Raw genomic sequence first — 17,636 nt, 5'->3', positions numbered from 1 at the left:
GAACTGTTAAAGAATTTCATTAAAACAGGATTTCACTGCATTCACGCAAAAAGTATTGTATAATAGAATAAGCTGGATTAACATATAACTATCATCAGGAAAGGTTATTAACCGGATGAAATAAAATCTGAGAGAAGGGAGAAATATGGAGAGAGAAGCTTTTGTATGGCTTGGACTGCTGATAGTTTTTCTGGTAATCGAGATTATAACGGTCGGGCTTACATCGGTCTGGCTGGCCGGGGGCGCTCTGGCAGCGCTGCTTTTAAACATTGCCGGTATGAACCTGATCTGGCAGGTTGGCGCATTTTTCGTTGTCTCATTTTTACTTTTGTTTTTTACCCGTCCCTTTGCGGTAAAATACATAAATGCCCATCATGAGAAGACAAATTATGAGGGCGTTATAGGTAAAATAGTCAGGGTGACGGAGACTGTAGATAATCTGGCACAGACGGGAACCGCTGTCGTCAATGGGCTGGAGTGGACCGCAAGGGCAGAAAAGGATGAGGATATCCTGGAGCCCGGGACACTGGCCAAGGTGGTAAGCATTTCCGGCGTGAAACTGATTGTAAAGAAATATGAGGAGGAATAGAATATGGGACTTTGGATTGGAATTGTAATACTAATTATCGTACTGTTAATCCTGGTGACAAATATCAGGATTGTACCCCAGGCACATGCGTATATACTGGAGCGTCTTGGCGGATACAAAGAGACATGGGGAGTAGGCCTGCATTTTAAAATTCCGATTCTGGACAGAGTTGCAAAGAAAGTGTCTTTAAAAGAGCAGGTGGTAGATTTTGAACCACAGGCGGTTATAACAAAGGATAATGTTACGATGCAGATTGATACGGTCGTATTCTTCCAGATTACGGATCCGAAACAGTATGCATACGGCGTAGAAAGTCCGATTGCAGCGATAGAGAATCTAACGGCAACTACACTGCGTAATATTATCGGCGATCTGGAGCTGGATGAGACACTGACATCCAGAGAGACGATCAACTCCCAGATGAGAACATCTCTCGACATCGCAACTGACCCATGGGGAATCAAAGTGAACCGTGTCGAGCTAAAGAACATTATGCCGCCAAAGGCTATCCAGGATGCGATGGAGAAGCAGATGAAGGCTGAGCGTGAGCGAAGAGAATCCATCCTCAGGGCAGAAGGCGAGAAGAAGTCTACGATCCTTGTGGCAGAAGGTGAGAAAGAGTCCGTGATCCTTGAGGCGGAAGCGGCGAAGCAGGCAGCGATTCTAAAGGCAGAGGCCGAGAAGCAGAAGAGGATTAAGGAAGCCGAAGGACAGGCGGAAGCGATCAGATCCGTACAGCTGGCTACGGCTGATGGTATTAAGTTTATCAGGGAAGCCGGCGCTGATGAAGCAGTGCTGACGATCAAGAGCCTGGAAGCATTTGCAAAGGCGGCTGACGGTAAGGCTACCAAGATTATCATCCCATCCGAACTGCAGGGAATTGCCGGTCTGACTAAGACAATTTCAGAAATCGCGCATTACGAGAAGGCTGAGTAGTCCGGTTTGGGCCTGGACGGAATCAGGCAATCGGAGATCGCGTGCCGCACAATAGAAGGCAGTAGAAGCAGGAGCAGGATATGGCAAGAATTTTGGTATTGGAAGACGAGGAGCGGAGCAGGGAAGCACTGCGGAACATGCTCTGCCGCATATCGGCTGACATAACGGTGAATACGGCGGCAGACCTGGCGCAAGCCAGGCTGCTGCTGCATGGCACCGTTTCTTTTGATTTATTTTTACTGGATGTAAATCTTGTAAAAGAGGACAAGGAAGACTCCTCCGGCCTGATCTTTGCAGAGGAGATACGCAATATCATCAAGTATGAGTTCACACCTGTTGTTATGATCACATCGGTTGCGTCCCTGGAGATAGAGGCTTACCGCAGGATACACTGTTATCAGTATCTCTTAAAGCCTTACAGCGAAGCAGATGTACAGGCCGTGGTGAAAAAGGTGCTGTCCCACGTGCGAGCAGAGGAAAAACCGTACATTATAGTTAAGAAAAACGGGATTAATTATAAGATATTGTGTGAAGAGATTGTTTTCTGTAAGGCAATTCCCAGGGGGGTCTGCCTTTATCTGAAAGAGGAGAAGATGGAAATTCCATATCTCTCTATACGGCAGCTTATGGAGAAAATGCCAAAGCAGGAGTTTTTCCAGTGCCACAGGATGTTTGCGGTGAATAAGACATACGTGAAGTATTATGATATGGTAAATCAGATGATACAGGTAGAGGGATATGGAGAGAAAATTGATATCGGTGTTACCTACAAGACTGAGGTCAGGAGGCTGCTAAATGAATAAAACAGTAAGAAAATTCCTTTACCGGGTCTTTTGTTTCATTTCCCTTGCGATTGCAGTTTACCTGGTGATTGACCTGAAGATAAGCAGGACGCTGGATTTTAAGATGATCATTGTATTCATTTTATTACTTGTTGTGATTATATGGGGGACGATTGACTGGAAGCTGAGCAATGACATCATAAGGGAGCAGGAAAAGGAACTGAAGATGTATCAGCACTATATTCAACCGCTGGAGGAACTGGTAAAGGAGATCAGGGCAAGGCAGCATGAATTTGACAATCATCTGAATGCTGTTTTGAACATGCACCTTACTGTGGATTCTTATGAAGAACTTGTGCGCAGACAGTCGGAGTATGTGAAGGCGATCAGCAGAGAGGGCGTCAGCCAGTATCTGCCTCTTCTGAAAATCAGTGATAAGGTGCTCGCAGGCTTTCTTTACAGTAAGATTGTCAGTTCCAGGGAAGGCATTGAGACAGAGATAGAGGTGCGCAGCAGGGAGATTATTTCCCGGGTATCAGAACACAGTCTGATTGAGATTGTTGGGGTTCTGGTAGACAATGCGTATGAGGCGTGCCCCGAGGAGGGGGGACGAGTGCGCATGATTCTGGATTCCCGGCAGGATCATCTGATTTTCCAGATATTCAACCAGCACGAGAAGATCTCACTGGAAGAGATCGGACATTTTTTTGAGAATGGATTTACTACGAAGAGCAAAAAGAGAGGGGACAGGGGGCTTGGCCTCTACCGCGCCAAAATGATTGCAGAGAAAGCGGGGGGTGAGATTACCGTGGGGCAGGAAGAGATCGGCGGAGAGAATTATATTCAGTTTGCCGTAGTAATTTAGAGGTAACAAGAGTGGCTTTTCCTGCTTGAACGAGGTATAATAACATACATGGAAGAAAAAGAAGTGATCAAAATATCTGTCCGCAATCTGGTGGAATTTATTCTGCGCGAGGGGGACATCGACAACAGAACAGGGAGCAGCGCGGACAAAGAGGCCATGCTGCAGGGAAGCAGAATCCATCGCAGGATACAGCGGCGTATGGGTTCTGATTATCGTGCAGAGGTTTCTCTCAAAACGCAGATTCCCTGCGAAGGATTTACCCTGCAGGTAGAAGGGAGGGCCGACGGAGTCATCGAGGATGGGCAGGGCGTCATGATAGATGAAATCAAGGGCGTCCTCAGGGAACTCCTGCATATCGAGGCACCCTCCAATGTACACCTGGCACAGGCTAAGTGCTACGCATATATGTATGCCAGGCAGGAGAATCTGCAGAACATCCGTGTGCAGATGACCTACTGTAATCTGGAGACGGAAGAACTGAAGAGATTTATCCGGGAGTTTACCAGGGATGAACTGGAAAAATGGTTTCTGGAGCTGGTTGTTAAGTATGAAAAATGGGCGAAGTTTCAGATCGAATGGAAGTCGGAGCGGAATGCATCGATTAAGAAGATAGAGTTTCCTTTTGAGTACAGGGATGGGCAGAGAGAGATTGTGACTTCAGTCTATAAAACGATACTCAGAAAGAAGAAGTTGTTTATACAAGCCCCGACGGGCGTGGGGAAAACCATGGCGGCCGTCTTTCCGGCGGTGCGGGCCATGGGGGAAGGACTGGGGGAACGCATTTTTTATCTGACTGCTAAAACAATTACAAGAACCGTGGCAGAACAGGCCTTTCAGACCCTGAAGGGTCAAGGGCTCCTCATGAAGGTGATTACCCTGACCGCAAAAGAAAAGATATGCTTTTGCGAAGAGACAGTCTGCAATCCGGACAACTGCCCATACGCAAAAGGGCATTATGACAGAGTGAATGATGCCGTGTTTGACTTGATTATGAACTCGGATGATTTGAGCAGAGAGGCAATAGAGAAACAGGCGCAGAAGTACAATGTGTGTCCGTTTGAGATGGCGCTCGATGTTTCAGTATGGTCGGATGCCATTATCTGTGATTACAACTACGTTTTTGATCCAAACGCTCACTTAAAGCGTTTTTTTTCCGAGGGAAATAAAGGCGGCTATCTGTATCTCATTGATGAGGCACACAATCTGGTTGAACGGGGGCGCGAGATGTACAGCGCTGTCTTATATAAAGAGGATGTGCTTGAGATAAAGCGCCTGGTAAAAAACGAAGATCCTAAGCTGGCGAAAAAACTGGAGGAGTGCAACAAGCAGCTGCTTATGCTGAAAAGAGAGTGTGAGAACTATCAGATTCTGGAAAGTGTTTCCCACATCGCGGTTAAGCTGATGAATGTAATGTCCGGTCTGGAGGAGTATCTGGAGGAAGAACACAGCGAGGAAAAAAGAGAGCAGATTTTGGATTTTTATTTTCAAGTCAGAGACTTTTTGAATATTCATGATATTTTAGATGAAAACTATGTCATCTATTCGGAGCTTGAACGTGGCGGCCGTTTCCGCGTAAAGCTGCTCTGTGTCAATCCTTCTGTAAATCTGCAGACTTACTTGGAGCAGGGAAACAGTACCATATTTTTTTCCGCAACATTGCTGCCCATCCATTATTATAAAAAGCTGCTCAGCGTGGAGAGTGATGATTATGCAATCTATGCGGAATCCGCTTTCCCAAGGGAGAACCGTCTTCTTCTTCTTGGCAACGATGTGAGCACAAAGTATACCATGCGGGGAGCAGACATGTACGAGAAGTTTGCCAGGTATATTCTTAATATAGTGGAGGGTAGAAAGGGCAATTATATGGTTTTCTTTCCGTCCTACCGGTTTATGGAAGATGTACAGGAATGTTTTCAGAATATGCTGCAGGGGCGCCACGACATAGAATGTATTGTGCAGTCGCAGTTTATGGGAGAAGAAGCCAGAGAAATCTTTCTGGAGACATTCGAGGAGGCGCGGGAGTGCAGCCTTGTGGGATTCTGCGTGATGGGCGGTATCTTTTCGGAAGGCATTGACCTCACCCAGGACAGGCTGATTGGGGCAGTGATTATCGGAACAGGACTCCCGCAGGTATGCAATGACAGAGAGATACTGAAACAGTATTTTGACAGCAGAAACATGAAGGGGTTTGATTATGCCTATCTTTACCCGGGGATGAACAAAGTATTGCAGTCTGCCGGCAGAGTCATCAGAACGGAGGAGGACCGTGGCGTTATTATACTGCTGGATGAGCGGTTTGTGCAGAGACAGTACCGGGAGATATTTCCGCGTGAGTGGGAGGGGTACCAGATCTGCAGGATAGATAACCTTGGCCTAAAGATAAAGGAATTCTGGGGCGGAGAACCTTCGGACAGCCTGGTATAATAGTGACCGGAGGAACTGTTATGGACGCAGGCCGGCTCGGTGGCTATATATCATAAAAAAGCAGGAAACACTGGGTTTCCTGCTTTTTTACGTATATACATTTTCAAAAGGTCAGACGATTTACATCTACACATAGAGGTTTTACTTAAAGTCAATCGATAGTGATGTATTTAGGTTTTTCTTCGATTGCCTTTGGAGCCTCTTTGGGGACGCACAGGCATAAGACGCCGTCTTTAAATGATGCTTTAATGTCGTCCTGTTTTAATTGGTCACCAACATAGAATCTGCGGTTACATGAACCGGTATAGCGTTCTTTGCGGATGCAGTTGCCTTTTTCGTCTTTTTCTTCCTGGCTTTCTTCGTGAGTGGCGGTTATTGTGAGATATCCGTCTTTCAAGTCAGCTTTGATGTCCTCTTTATTGTAGCCCGGAAGCTCCATTTCTACGAGGTAGTTATTGTCTTTCTCGTGAATGTCTGTCTTCATGATCTGGGATGAAGCGTTGTCAAAAGGTCTTTCAAAAAATGGGTCTTTAAAGAAATCATTAAAAAAACTTCTGTTTGATAATAACATAGTTCATACCTCCTAAAAATCAATTTGTTATCTTTGTTCTACATGTAATATAGCATATGATTATTAGCACTGTCAATAGGTGAGTGCTAATTTTATAATTTCTTAATAATTTCCATCCCCACCTACTACAAAAAACAGATATAAGTCCGCAAGCTCTAGCCTTGCGGACGGATAGCGGCTGCGTATGAATCCGTTTAAGGATACAATATGCTTAGGATAAAGTAATGAAAAATATATGATCCCCCAAACGAATCAATACGCTGCCCCCGCTACGGAGCCTCCACCTTTGCCAAGCCACTCTTCCGATTGGATGCATCCAGCGAAATGAAGGAAGTCTGACGGAGATCCCTTCATTAAGCGCCCCTCCCAAAATTAATCAACGCACCTCACTCCGTCCCTTATTGTAATGATGCGGCCACTGCGTTCAGCCGCTTCCGCGGAATGCGTGACCATGATTATAGTCTGACCGGTATGTTTATTAATGGAATGTAGTAATTCCATGATTTCAGCACCTGTTTTGCTGTCTAAATTCCCGGTAGGCTCGTCTGCAAACAGCATCTCGGGATTTCCAATAAGAGCCCGCGCAATTGCGACACGCTGCTGCTGCCCCCCGGATAACTCTCTGGGTGTGTGCTTTTTCCTTTCTGCCAGCCCGACAGTTTCAAGGATGTCATCCAGCCTGCTTCTGTAATCCTTTAGCTTTTTCCCGTCTAACAGCAGAGGAAGCATGACGTTTTCCTCTACATTTAAGTTGGGGATGAGATTATAAAACTGGAATACAAATCCAATTTTACGGCGTCGTATGATACTCATTTTATGGTCGTCAAATTTTGAGATGTCTGTCCCGTTCATATATACGGACCCGCTGCTGGGAACATCCAAACCGCCCAGGATGTAGAGTAATGTGCTTTTTCCGGATCCGGAAGGACCCATAATAGAGACGAAATCCCCTTTTCTGACTTTTAGCGATATATTTTTTAGAATCCGTGTCGGTGTGCCGCCTATATTATTAAAGTCTTTGATAATATTTCTGCCTTCAATGGCTGTATCGTTGATCATTGCTTTCATCTGTCAGACCTCCAGTTATTCAAATTTGATTTCTTCTACTAATTTCATATTCCGGGTTTTTATAATCGGAACGACGGAACTGACCAAAGTTACGGCTATTCCCATTGCCCCGGCTGATAGAAAGGTTACAATGTCCAGTTCCGGCTGCATGGAAATCTTGGGGCCTGCTACTAGAAATATTGTTTTTATTTCCAGATAGGAGACCAGCACGGCGACAAAGGCCCCAATCATTCCGGCGGTGCAGCTCTCAATTACCATTATTTTTGTGTTTTGTTTGTTGCTTAATCCGACGGACTTATACATGGCAATGGTCCGGCGCCTTTGTATATAGTTGATCAGCAGATTATTAATATTACCGACTGCTGCCAGCAGCAGTATGAAGTAAGTCATACTCTGCATGGGCCTCAGAAACGCGCCGACGGTGGTATGAGCGTCAGTATTGAATTCCTCGACGGTTCTGCTCCAGTTCTGTGTTTTGCCGAACAGACTGCGGATCTGAACCATGACCGCTTCCGGATCCGCTGCGGTATAAGCCAGAAAATGGAAGGTGGATGCGTGAAAATCGGAAATGGCAAAGCGGGAAGGGATAATGGCCTCCACATCGGTTGCTCTTGATTTAAAACTCCCGGCGACGATATAGGAATAGTCCCCGTCGCTGTCTGATAAGGTCAGATGATCTCCAACGGTGTAACCAGTACGGGTTATGCAGTCCTCACTTAATAAGATGGAGCGCTGCGTCTTAAAATCTTCCGAGGCCTGGTCTTCCATTTTGTGCTTGGTGTAGTTCAGATTGAACATGGAATTATACCAGTCTAAATGGTCGGTGGCCTCCAAACGTGTAAATGTGATGTCCCCGCTGCTTATTTGATTATTGAAAACATAAAGAGGCAGCACCTTATCGATTCCGTCCATTTCTTGCACTGTTTCTACAAAAACTTCATCCATTTCCCCGTCGGCAAATCCCTCCAGTTCGGCGCCATTAAAGACATCGGTGATGTAAGTATTTACAAACCCTCCCACTACCGTAATGGCAATCAAGGCTGATATGCTGATAAACAGCAGGGTGATGTTCTGCGTAAAATTCTTATTATTCTTCATATTTCTTGCGGCAAGCATACCCTCGTTTTTGAAGAGGACCGCGTATATTCTTTCCAGGATTCCTGAAAGCAGGTTCGTGACAAGCGGTATGACCAGAATTGCCGCTGCGATCAGCCCAAGCAGTGATAAACATCCGGCTATATACAGCAATGTTCCGGAAAACAGATAGGGGAGTACGGCTGAAATGACAAACAGAACAGCACCGGTCCCCATAATAAAACGGCTGGAGGCTTTTTGTTCCTCCACAACCCCTAAGACGACTGCTTTTACAGGAAGCCGCCCGGCCCTTCGGACAGGAAACCATGCGCTGAGCAGCGTGACAATCACTGCTGCCGCAAAGGAAAGTAAGACTCCAGCCCAGGAAATCACGGGGGAGATTTCTATGCCCTGTGATAATGTGCCGCTCATTCCCCGCAGGATCATTCTTAAAACCAGGATTCCGAGTGGTATGCCTGCAAGGCCTCCCACACAGCCATAGAAAAGACTTTCTAGGAGTAAAATTCCGGTGACCATCTTTTGCGTTGCCCCAATACTGCGAAAGGTGCCGATGACGGGCAGGCGATCCAGAGTGATGACTTTATAACTGCTGTAAATAATGAAGACACTCATGGTCAGGGAGAAAAAGCTGATCAGGAAAAAGGGCATTGTCTTTTGTCGGGCACCGTCCGCTATAGCTGCCTCGTCAACGATCTGTGTAACGATAAATATACTGTCTGATAATTCGCCCAAGAGCGAAGCCGCCAGTGATTCTGCCGAAATACCGTCTGCAGGCTCGATCAGGATTTCGCTGTAACCCGGGCTGCCAGTGATTTCCGCCAAGGTATCCAAGGGAAGAAGGGCGGTTGCACCTCTGGTCTGACGCAGAAAAACGGTATCATACTTTGCAATTGCCGCAACCTCAAATCCGACAGAAGCGCCGTTTATCTGCAGCATTATCCGATCCCCCTTTTTGATGCCATACTTTTGCGTAAACCGATCCGGTAAGATCACCTGATAGCCGGAGAAATTTTCGATTTCACCGCCGCCGCTCAGCTGGGGTTTATTTATCTGATTCAATAAAGAAAGGTCGGACGCGATCAGGTCAATGGATTCATAATAGCCGTTTTCATGATATAAAGCGTCTTCCTTCAGGAGTCCGGCTTTCGCCTTGATACCCGGCAGATCCGGTATGTCCTCTAACTGCAGGCCAGTTGTTTCAGACCTGGAAGTAACGGAGACGGACGCCGTACCTGACATACCGCGAGCCATTTTTCTCTGTGCGTTTTCGTAGGATTCCCCGATCGAAAAGGAAACGAATAAGAGGACTGTCGAGAGAATAATTGACAAGAGCATGACAGCCGTTCTTACCTTTCTTTCCTTCACATTCGTTAGAATGTATTTAAAAATAATTTTCACATTTACACCTGCTTTCTTTAGACTACTGTTTTACCAATAACAAAGTGGTCATCCCACCTCAGCTCCCCACCCCCCTCGCTCATGAGGGTGATATGATATAGGAAATTCCAGAGTAATTTCCTATATTAGAAAAAGGCTGACAGCTATTATAAATCTATAATAGACTATCAACCTTAATCTGATTTTCACACAACCTTAAATAACCTTAATTTATTTCACACCATTGTGGGAAATTCTATTTTAAAAGATGTTCCGGCATGGATTTCACTGTCTGCACAGATCCTGCCGCCCTGGGTCTCTACTATACTTTTGGCGATGGCAAGCCCCAGCCCCGTCCCCTCCGTTTTCTGTCCGGAGCTGGCGCCTCTGTAGTAGCGCTGAAACAGCATGGACAGTTCGGAAGGATTCATGCCAGGCCCATTGTCGCTTACAACGATTGTGAGTATCCTGTCCGGTGTCGTGATCTCCAAATCAACTTCAGTATCCCTGTTTCCGTGGGTAAAGGAATTTAGGATGAGGTTCTGGAAAGCCCTTGCCATCAGCTTCTCATCAAACAAAAAATAGATAGGTTCTTGATCTGATTCAAAATGTATAACACGGTTTTCGTATGCGGGATTATTCAATATATCAATGACCAGCTCTTTCATAAAACGCACGAAATCCTGTCTTCTGCTCTGAACCGGCAGCATTCCGCTTTCTAATTGATAAGTCAGCTTCAGATCCTCGATGAGCCGTTCGATGGAAGAGACATTTTTTAAAATGACTCCAGAGTACTTATGAAGCTGCGGGCCTGTAACAGAGCCGTTTTCAAATAGAATCTCCGCATAACCTTTAATCGGGGAGAGCGGTGTTTTTAAATCGTGTGTGATATTGGCAATCCATTCTTCACGCATCGATTCCGTCTGTTCTTTTAAGCTGTCGGTGTCCCGGATATCCTGGTCAAGCTGATTCAGGCTTTCATATACGTCTCCAAACGAGCCTTTGACTATGAGAGGGGTATAATCACGTTTTGATATAGAACGAACGCATTCAGAAATGTGGTTCATTTTATTTGTGATCCAGAATCCATATATAAGGCTTCCGGCAAGGAGGATCATGATAAGCACTCCTGTGCCCAATGCAAAGATTGTTTTACCGGTAGTGAACCTGTCGCCGTTCAGAAACATGGTGACTTTTGTTATATTTACAGGAAAATACACGATGTAAGAAAACTCTTTGTCCTTATCATTCAGATTTCCGATAAACGCAGTGGTACCGAAAAACTCCCCTGTCCGGTAAAGCTGCAGTAGCTCCGCATCAGAATAGGAAGTCTTTGCATCCGCAGGTCTATGATAACTGGCGATTTCCCCGCCCCTGCCGTCTAAAAGCTGGATACCCGCCTGATTTGCACGGAGCAGTTCGATTCCGATCTGTTTTATCTGCGGTTTGCCATCTATAAAAGTAATCTGTCTGCCAAAATCCTCTGTGAATGCCTTGGGATAATCGCTTCGTTGTACAGAACCATCGGGAAACTTTACGGTGATAACCGAGAAAAAAAACAGGGCAGAGAAAATAAGGGCGCCGAGAAGCGCCAGAAAAAAGATAAGGTATATATGAAAAGCAGTGCGGTAACCAGATTTTCTCATTTAATCCACCCTTTTCTTCAGCTTATAACCCAGCCCTTTTATTGTTACAAGCTGCCTGGGGCTGGATGGAATATCCTCTATTTTCTCTCTGATATGGCGGATATGCACCATGATTGTATTATCACAGATACTGCTGTATTCCCCCCACACATGCTCGTAGAGGCGTTCTTTGCTTAAGATTTTATCTGCATTTTCTATCAGATAGGCAAGGAGCAGAAATTCACGGCCCGTAAGGCTTAACTCTTTTCCGGATTTTAGAATGCGGCAGCTTTCCTTGTCCAGGAGAAGGCGGCCCGCAGCAACTGTTTCCGTCTCAGGGGTATGGATGGAGGACTGATATTGCTGGCGGCGGAGCTGTGCCTTGATCCGGAATACGACTTCCCTGGGGCTGAATGGCTTGGTGATATAGTCATCTCCGCCGCTGGACAGTCCCAGGATCTTGTTGACATCATCGTTTTTGGAAGAAAGAAATAGAATTGAACAAAAAGAGAAACCGCGTATTTTCTTACATACCTCGATTCCATCCAGGTCCGGAAGCATAATATCCAGAACGATTACATCCGGTTCGAAGGATTTGCAGAACTCCACGGCGTCTTCCCCGGTATATGCCTTTTCAATATTTTGAAAGCCATCCTGACGCAGCACTTCCTCGTTCAGGTCGACAATATCCTTTTCATCATCTACTAATAATATTTTATGATTCATCGGCTTTTCCTTCTTAAAAATAATTTAAAAATTCTTCCGCGGCCCTGGTGAGCGGCATCTGTTCGTTATAAGCGATGACTAATTCTCTTTCGGGCAGTTCCTCTTTGGTCTCCACAACAAATATGTCTTTCTGCCCGCCCGTCATGCAGTAGTCGGGGATAAAGGCAATGCCTAGTCCGATGCGGGCGAGGTCGATGAGCAGGTCGTTGCTTGTCAGCTCGATCTCCGGAACCAGATCCAGCTGGTGCTGTTGGAATAACCGATGGAGAAATTCACTCGTTGTGCTGTGCCTGTCCAGCATAAGGATCGGATACTGGGAAAGCTGTTTATAGGTTAGCTTCTTCCCTTTCAGTTCATGAAATGACTCGTTCGCGATAAATACATCCCGGAATGTTTTGATTTTCTTAATCGAGGAGACGTTGCTCAGATAATTGTTGGGGTAGTTGACAACAATTAGGTCAACCTGGCCGGATTCCAGCATTTCCACACATTTGATGGAGGTCTGGTTGTTTACTTTGATGTGTGCGCTGGGGAATGCTTTGTGAAATTTTTCAAGATATGGAACCAGGAAATAGCGGCAGATCGTGTCGCTGGCCCCTATGCGGATCTGCCCTCCCGTGGAAGCGGCATCCAGCAGCTGTGCTTCTCCCCGCTGAATCAGATGCATGGCCGGTTCGATATGACGAAGCAGAATCTCTCCTTCCGGGGTTAAAAGAACCCGTTTAGTACTGCGGATAAACAGAGTCTGGTCCAGCTTGCGTTCCAGGGTTTTGATGGACTGGCTGACCGCTGACTGTGAGATAAAAAGCTGTTTTGACGCCTCCGAAAAACTGAGGGTGGATGCAACATGAAAAAATACTTTGTACAGTTCATAATTGATATCCATTATTAGACCTCCTAATAAGTATTGCTTGTATTATAAGCCAAATTGAGATGAATTACAATCGGTATTATGATAAAATAAATACGTTGGATAGTATAAAATCTGTACTTATTGAATGATAGGAGATGGCAGGATGAAAAAAGTACATTGGGTATTGGGCGTTATACTGTCGCTGGCTGTGATTTTGATCCTTCTGATCACGAGCTTTCAAGCGGCGATGTATGCGGATTTTGGTTTTTATGAAAAAGAGTATGAGAAATACGACGTGCTCCCTGATCTGGACATGAAGATGGAGGATGTGATGTATGTGACCCATGAGATGATGGATTATCTGAAGGGGGATCGGGAGAATCTGGAGGTGATCACTACAGTGGATGGGAAGGAACAGGATTTCTTTAATGAACAGGACAAGCTGCATATGGCGGATGTGCAGGGACTTTTCATTGGAGGACTGCGCCTCAGGACTTGGGCTGCTGCAGTATTGCTGATCTGCCTCGTAGTTTTGATTGCGGCAAAGGCAAGCTGGAAATATCTGATTCCCAGAGCTTTTCAGATCGCATTGGGGCTAACGGCGGCGGGAACGGCTCTTTTGGCGTATTTGTTTTCGAGGGATTTTTCGGCTGCCTTCACAAAATTTCATGAGATTTTCTTTACAAATGACCTGTGGCTGTTTGATCCGGCGGAGGATTATATGATCAGAATGCTCCCGGAAGGACTGTTTTCTGATATGGTTATTAGAATTGGGGTTCTCTTTATAGCGGGGCTTGCAGTACTGCTGATCATCAGCATAATATGGAGAAAAAAGTCAAAGATTAACTGTACTAATTAATAAGTTTAATTATATTAATTGTACTAATGAGAAAAAATGTGATAGGATAGAAAAGAGCGCAGTGAACTGCGGCAGAATAAAATGCAAAGGAGATCGTTTATGAGTAATGTAAGACGTGTTTATGTGGAGAAAAAACCGGAATTTGCTGTTTCAGCTAAGGAACTGCGGCATGAGATTAAACACTATCTGGGAATTCAGACGGTGACAGATGTACGCGTCCTGATCCGCTATGATGTGGAGAATCTTTCCGATACCACTTTTGAAAAAGCATGCAGTGGGATATTTGCAGAGCCTCCTGTTGATACACTTTATAAGGAAAGTTTTCCGCTGAAAGAGGAGAGCCATGTGTTTTCAGTAGAATATCTCCCGGGACAGTTTGACCAGAGGGCAGATTCAGCAGAACAGTGCGTGCAGTTTATTAAGGAAGATGAAAAGCCGATCATCCGCACTGCGACTACTTATGTAATAGAAGGAACAGTAACAGAAGAAGAGTTTGGTGCGATTAAGAACCACTGCATCAACCCAGTGGATTCCAGGGAAACCGGAATGGAAAAACCGGAGACTCTGGTCACGGTATTTGAGGAACCGGAGGATGTAAAAGTATTTGACGGCTTCCAGAATATGCCCCAGGAGGAGTTGAAGAAGCTTTATGATTCTCTGGGACTGGCAATGACGTTTAAAGATTTCCTGCATATCCAGAAGTACTACAGCGGGGAAGAGCACAGAGACCCGACGATGACGGAGATCCGCGTGCTTGACACCTACTGGTCAGATCACTGCCGCCATACAACATTCTCCACGGAATTAAAGGAGATTACATTTGGCGAGGGGGATTATAAAGAACCCATCGTAAATACTTACAAACAATATCTGAAAGACCACAGCGAGATCTTTGCCGGCAGAGAGGACAAGTTTGTCTGCCTGATGGATCTGGCACTTATGGCGATGAGAAAGCTGAAAAAAGAAGGGAATCTCCAGGATCAGGAGGAGTCTGAGGAGATCAATGCCTGCAGTATTGTAGTGCCGATCAAGGTAGACGGCGTGGAAGAGGAGTGGCTGATTAATTTTAAAAATGAGACACACAACCATCCAACTGAGATTGAGCCTTTTGGTGGGGCTGCAACCTGTCTGGGCGGCGCGATCCGCGATCCTCTGTCAGGCAGGACCTATGTATACCAGGCCATGCGTGTGACCGGAGCCGCGGATCCTACCGTGTCTGTAAAGGATACCTTAAAAGGAAAGCTTCCGCAGAAGAAATTGGTACGGGGAGCCGCTGCGGGCTACAGTTCCTACGGAAACCAGATCGGACTTGCAACCGGAGCGGTCAAGGAGATCTATCACCCGGACTATGTGGCAAAACGTATGGAGATCGGCGCAGTACTCGGCGCTGCTCCCAGACGTGCAGTCATCAGAGAGACTTCCGATCCGGGAGATATCATCATTCTCCTTGGCGGACGAACAGGGCGTGACGGATGCGGCGGAGCGACTGGTTCTTCCAAGGTCCACACGGAAGAGTCTATCGAGACCTGCGGCGCAGAGGTGCAGAAGGGAAATCCGCCGACAGAGCGTAAGATCCAGCGTTTATTCAGAAGAGAAGAAGTCAGCGCCCTGATTAAAAAATGCAATGATTTTGGTGCAGGAGGTGTCTCAGTTGCCATCGGAGAGCTTGCGGACGGGCTCCGTGTAGATCTGGACAAGGTACCGAAGAAATATGCCGGTCTTGACGGGACAGAGATCGCGATCTCAGAGTCTCAGGAGAGAATGGCTGTTGTTGTCGATCCGAAAGATGTAAAACAGTTTCTGGATTATGCAAAGGAAGAGAATCTGGAGGCTGTTGAAGTGGCAGTAGTTACAGAGTCCCCGAGACTGGTGCTTTTATGGCGCGGAAAAGAGATCGTTAATATTTCCCGTGCATTCCTGGATACGAACGGTGCCCATCAGGAGACATCCGTTGAGGTGGAGATTCCAAATAAAGAAGATACAATTTTTGTAAAGGAAGCCGTGCAGGATGTAAAAGGAAAATGGCTGGCCATGCTGAGCGATCTGAATGTATGCTCCCAGAAGGGGCTTGTGGAGATGTTCGACGGATCAATCGGCGCCGGCTCCGTATTCATGCCGCATGGCGGAAAGTACCAGATGACAGAGACGCAGGCTATGGTTGCTAAGGTGCCGGTGCAAAATGGCAGCACGGACAGCGTTTCTATGATGAGCTATGGCTTTGACCCGTATCTTTCCAGCTGGAGTCCGTATCACGGTGCAGTATATGCTGTCGTAGAATCTGTGGCTAAGATCGTGGCGGCCGGCGGTGATTACAGGAAGATCCGCTTTACGTTCCAGGAATATTTCCGCAGAATGACAGAAGATCCGAAGAGATGGAGCCAGCCTTTTGCGGCTCTGCTTGGGGCTTATGACGCACAGCTGGGATTCGGCCTGCCCTCAATTGGCGGTAAGGACAGTATGTCGGGAACATTCCAGGATATTGATGTGCCCCCGACTCTGGTTTCTTTTGCTGTCGATATGGCAACGGAGAAGGATATCATTACCCCGGAACTGAAAAAGGCGGGAAATAAGCTGGTATGGATGAGAATCGAGAAGGATGGATATGATCTCCCTGTTTACGGCCAGCTGATGGATCAGTACGGAAAGTTTGAGAGCGATATACACAATGGCAAAATTGTATCCGCATATGCTCTGGACCGGCACGGTGTGATGGCTGCAGTCAGTAAAATGGCGTTCGGAAACGGGCTTGGGTTGAAGATAGAACACAGCTTGGATGCCGGAGAACTGTTTGCGCCAGCATTTGGAGATCTGGTTGCGGAAGTGCCTGCTGATCAGGTGGGAGAACTGGCAATCAGCTATACTGTCATCGGTGAAGTGACAGACGACGGCATATTCAGCTATGGAAACACGGAGATCACTCTGTGCGAGGCGAAGACAGCCTGGACAGAGACTCTGGAGAAAGTATTTGCCACAAGATCTTCTGCAGACAGCAAAGAAGTATTGGAAGACAATTTATATGATACAAAGGATATCCATATCTGCAGCCATAAGATCGGGCAGCCGACCGTATTCATCCCGGTATTCCCGGGAACGAACTGTGAATACGACAGCAAGAGAGCCTTTGAGCGCGCAGGGGCAAAGGTGATAACGAAGGTATTTAAGAATCTGGATGCGGAAGATATCCGTCATTCAGTTGCAGAGTTCGAAAACGCCATTTCACAGGCGCAGATGATCATGTTCCCGGGCGGTTTCAGTGCGGGGGATGAACCGGACGGTTCTGCCAAATTCTTCGCGACAGCCTTCCAGAATGCAAAGATCAAAGAGGCGGTAGAAAAACTGCTCAATGAGAGAGACGGACTTGCCCTTGGTGTGTGCAACGGCTTCCAGGCCCTGATCAAACTGGGGCTTGTGCCTTACGGCACCATTACAGGCCAGAAGGAGGATTCTCCGACACTGACCTATAACACCATTGGACGCCATATCTCAAAGATGGTATACACAAAAGTGGTGACAAATAAATCTCCATGGCTTCAGGAGGCGTCTCTTGGCGGCGTGTATACGAATCCGGCATCCCACGGGGAAGGGCGTTTTGTTGCCAGTGAAGAATGGCTGGATAAACTGTTTGCCAACGGTCAGGTTGCGACACAGTATTGTGACATTGACGGCGTGATCAGCATGGATGAAGAGTGGAATGTCAACGGCTCTTACCGCGCAATTGAAGGAATCACAAGCCCGGACGGCCGTGTGCTTGGCAAGATGGCGCATTCGGAGAGAAGAGACAACTCGGTTGCCATAAATATTTATGGGGAACAGGACATGAAAATCTTTGAATCTGGTGTGAAATATTTCAAATAGATCTAAATTAT

At 46.4% G+C, this 17,636-nt stretch carries 13 protein-coding genes; 7 read left to right on the top strand and 6 right to left on the bottom strand.

Annotated features, from left to right (window positions below; translation table 11 throughout):
• Positions 1-145: 145 nt before the first annotated feature.
• From MWG26_RS12220 to MWG26_RS12200, 5 genes are all read left to right on the top strand, one after another.
• Complete coding sequence (locus MWG26_RS12220; RefSeq protein WP_025657291.1) at positions 146-589, top strand: NfeD family protein; 444 nt, start codon at positions 146-148, stop codon at positions 587-589.
• A gap of 3 nt (positions 590-592) precedes the next feature.
• Positions 593-1,525: an SPFH domain-containing protein gene (locus MWG26_RS12215; RefSeq protein ID WP_025657292.1), complete on the top strand. Its 933-nt coding sequence runs from the start codon at positions 593-595 to the stop codon at positions 1,523-1,525.
• Between the two features lie 80 nt (positions 1,526-1,605).
• Positions 1,606-2,328, top strand: a complete 723-nt coding sequence (locus MWG26_RS12210; RefSeq protein ID WP_025657293.1) for a LytR/AlgR family response regulator transcription factor — start codon at positions 1,606-1,608, stop codon at positions 2,326-2,328.
• Complete coding sequence (locus MWG26_RS12205) at positions 2,321-3,172, top strand: sensor histidine kinase (protein WP_025657294.1); 852 nt, start codon at positions 2,321-2,323, stop codon at positions 3,170-3,172. Before MWG26_RS12210 ends, MWG26_RS12205 begins: the two co-directional genes overlap by 8 nt.
• Before the next feature lie 48 nt (positions 3,173-3,220).
• Positions 3,221-5,596 (top strand): ATP-dependent DNA helicase, encoded by a 2,376-nt coding sequence (locus MWG26_RS12200; RefSeq protein ID WP_025657295.1) that lies wholly within the window; start codon positions 3,221-3,223, stop codon positions 5,594-5,596.
• 151 nt (positions 5,597-5,747) lie between these two features.
• Here MWG26_RS12200 and MWG26_RS12195 read toward each other — a convergent pair whose 3' ends face one another.
• The 6 genes from MWG26_RS12195 to MWG26_RS12170 all read right to left on the bottom strand — a co-directional run bounded on the left by MWG26_RS12195 (position 5,748) and on the right by MWG26_RS12170 (position 12,944).
• Positions 5,748-6,167, bottom strand: coding sequence for an Hsp20/alpha crystallin family protein (locus MWG26_RS12195; protein WP_025657296.1), 420 nt, complete (start codon positions 6,165-6,167; stop codon positions 5,748-5,750).
• Positions 6,168-6,539: 372 nt separating this feature from the next.
• The gene (locus MWG26_RS12190) at positions 6,540-7,235 is read right to left on the bottom strand and encodes an ABC transporter ATP-binding protein (protein WP_025657297.1); all 696 of its coding nucleotides are present in this window, start codon (positions 7,233-7,235) and stop codon (positions 6,540-6,542) included.
• Positions 7,236-7,250: 15 nt separating this feature from the next.
• Positions 7,251-9,728, bottom strand: coding sequence for an ABC transporter permease (locus MWG26_RS12185; RefSeq protein ID WP_181969601.1), 2,478 nt, complete (start codon positions 9,726-9,728; stop codon positions 7,251-7,253).
• Between the two features lie 215 nt (positions 9,729-9,943).
• The gene (locus MWG26_RS12180) at positions 9,944-11,353 is read right to left on the bottom strand and encodes a HAMP domain-containing sensor histidine kinase (RefSeq protein ID WP_025657299.1); all 1,410 of its coding nucleotides are present in this window, start codon (positions 11,351-11,353) and stop codon (positions 9,944-9,946) included.
• Complete coding sequence (locus MWG26_RS12175) at positions 11,354-12,058, bottom strand: response regulator transcription factor (RefSeq protein ID WP_117441177.1); 705 nt, start codon at positions 12,056-12,058, stop codon at positions 11,354-11,356. It lies immediately after the preceding gene.
• Between the two features lie 13 nt (positions 12,059-12,071).
• Positions 12,072-12,944: a LysR family transcriptional regulator gene (locus tag MWG26_RS12170; protein ID WP_044927320.1), complete on the bottom strand. Its 873-nt coding sequence runs from the start codon at positions 12,942-12,944 to the stop codon at positions 12,072-12,074.
• Positions 12,945-13,074: 130 nt separating this feature from the next.
• Here MWG26_RS12170 and MWG26_RS12165 point away from each other — a divergent pair, with 130 nt between their 5' ends.
• Both MWG26_RS12165 and MWG26_RS12160 read left to right on the top strand, forming a co-directional pair.
• Complete coding sequence (locus MWG26_RS12165) at positions 13,075-13,770, top strand: TIGR01906 family membrane protein (protein WP_025657302.1); 696 nt, start codon at positions 13,075-13,077, stop codon at positions 13,768-13,770.
• Between the two features lie 99 nt (positions 13,771-13,869).
• Positions 13,870-17,625, top strand: a complete 3,756-nt coding sequence (locus MWG26_RS12160) for a phosphoribosylformylglycinamidine synthase (RefSeq protein WP_025657303.1) — start codon at positions 13,870-13,872, stop codon at positions 17,623-17,625.
• The last annotated feature ends 11 nt before the right edge of the window (positions 17,626-17,636 follow it).

This window comes from Faecalicatena contorta, from assembly GCF_022835095.1.
Lineage (GTDB): Bacteria > Bacillota > Clostridia > Lachnospirales > Lachnospiraceae > Faecalicatena > Faecalicatena contorta.
Note: the sequence above shows the minus strand (reverse complement) of the source record. Positions and strands in the feature narration are given on the sequence as shown.

What these genes read in the sequence shown, in the direction of transcription:
- MWG26_RS12165 (WP_025657302.1), top strand. Translation starts at nt 13,075, where the DNA reads ATGAAAAAAGTACATTGGGTATTGGGCGTTATACTGTCGCTGGCTGTG.
- MWG26_RS12215 (WP_025657292.1), top strand. Translation starts at nt 593, where the DNA reads ATGGGACTTTGGATTGGAATTGTAATACTAATTATCGTACTGTTAATC.
- MWG26_RS12200 (WP_025657295.1), top strand. Translation starts at nt 3,221, where the DNA reads ATGGAAGAAAAAGAAGTGATCAAAATATCTGTCCGCAATCTGGTGGAA.
- MWG26_RS12220 (WP_025657291.1), top strand. Translation starts at nt 146, where the DNA reads ATGGAGAGAGAAGCTTTTGTATGGCTTGGACTGCTGATAGTTTTTCTG.
- MWG26_RS12180 (WP_025657299.1), bottom strand. Translation starts at nt 11,353, where the DNA reads ATGAGAAAATCTGGTTACCGCACTGCTTTTCATATATACCTTATCTTT.
- MWG26_RS12175 (WP_117441177.1), bottom strand. Translation starts at nt 12,058, where the DNA reads ATGAATCATAAAATATTATTAGTAGATGATGAAAAGGATATTGTCGAC.
- MWG26_RS12160 (WP_025657303.1), top strand. Translation starts at nt 13,870, where the DNA reads ATGAGTAATGTAAGACGTGTTTATGTGGAGAAAAAACCGGAATTTGCT.
- MWG26_RS12170 (WP_044927320.1), bottom strand. Translation starts at nt 12,944, where the DNA reads ATGGATATCAATTATGAACTGTACAAAGTATTTTTTCATGTTGCATCC.
- MWG26_RS12210 (WP_025657293.1), top strand. Translation starts at nt 1,606, where the DNA reads ATGGCAAGAATTTTGGTATTGGAAGACGAGGAGCGGAGCAGGGAAGCA.
- MWG26_RS12190 (WP_025657297.1), bottom strand. Translation starts at nt 7,235, where the DNA reads ATGAAAGCAATGATCAACGATACAGCCATTGAAGGCAGAAATATTATC.
- MWG26_RS12195 (WP_025657296.1), bottom strand. Translation starts at nt 6,167, where the DNA reads ATGTTATTATCAAACAGAAGTTTTTTTAATGATTTCTTTAAAGACCCA.
- MWG26_RS12205 (WP_025657294.1), top strand. Translation starts at nt 2,321, where the DNA reads ATGAATAAAACAGTAAGAAAATTCCTTTACCGGGTCTTTTGTTTCATT.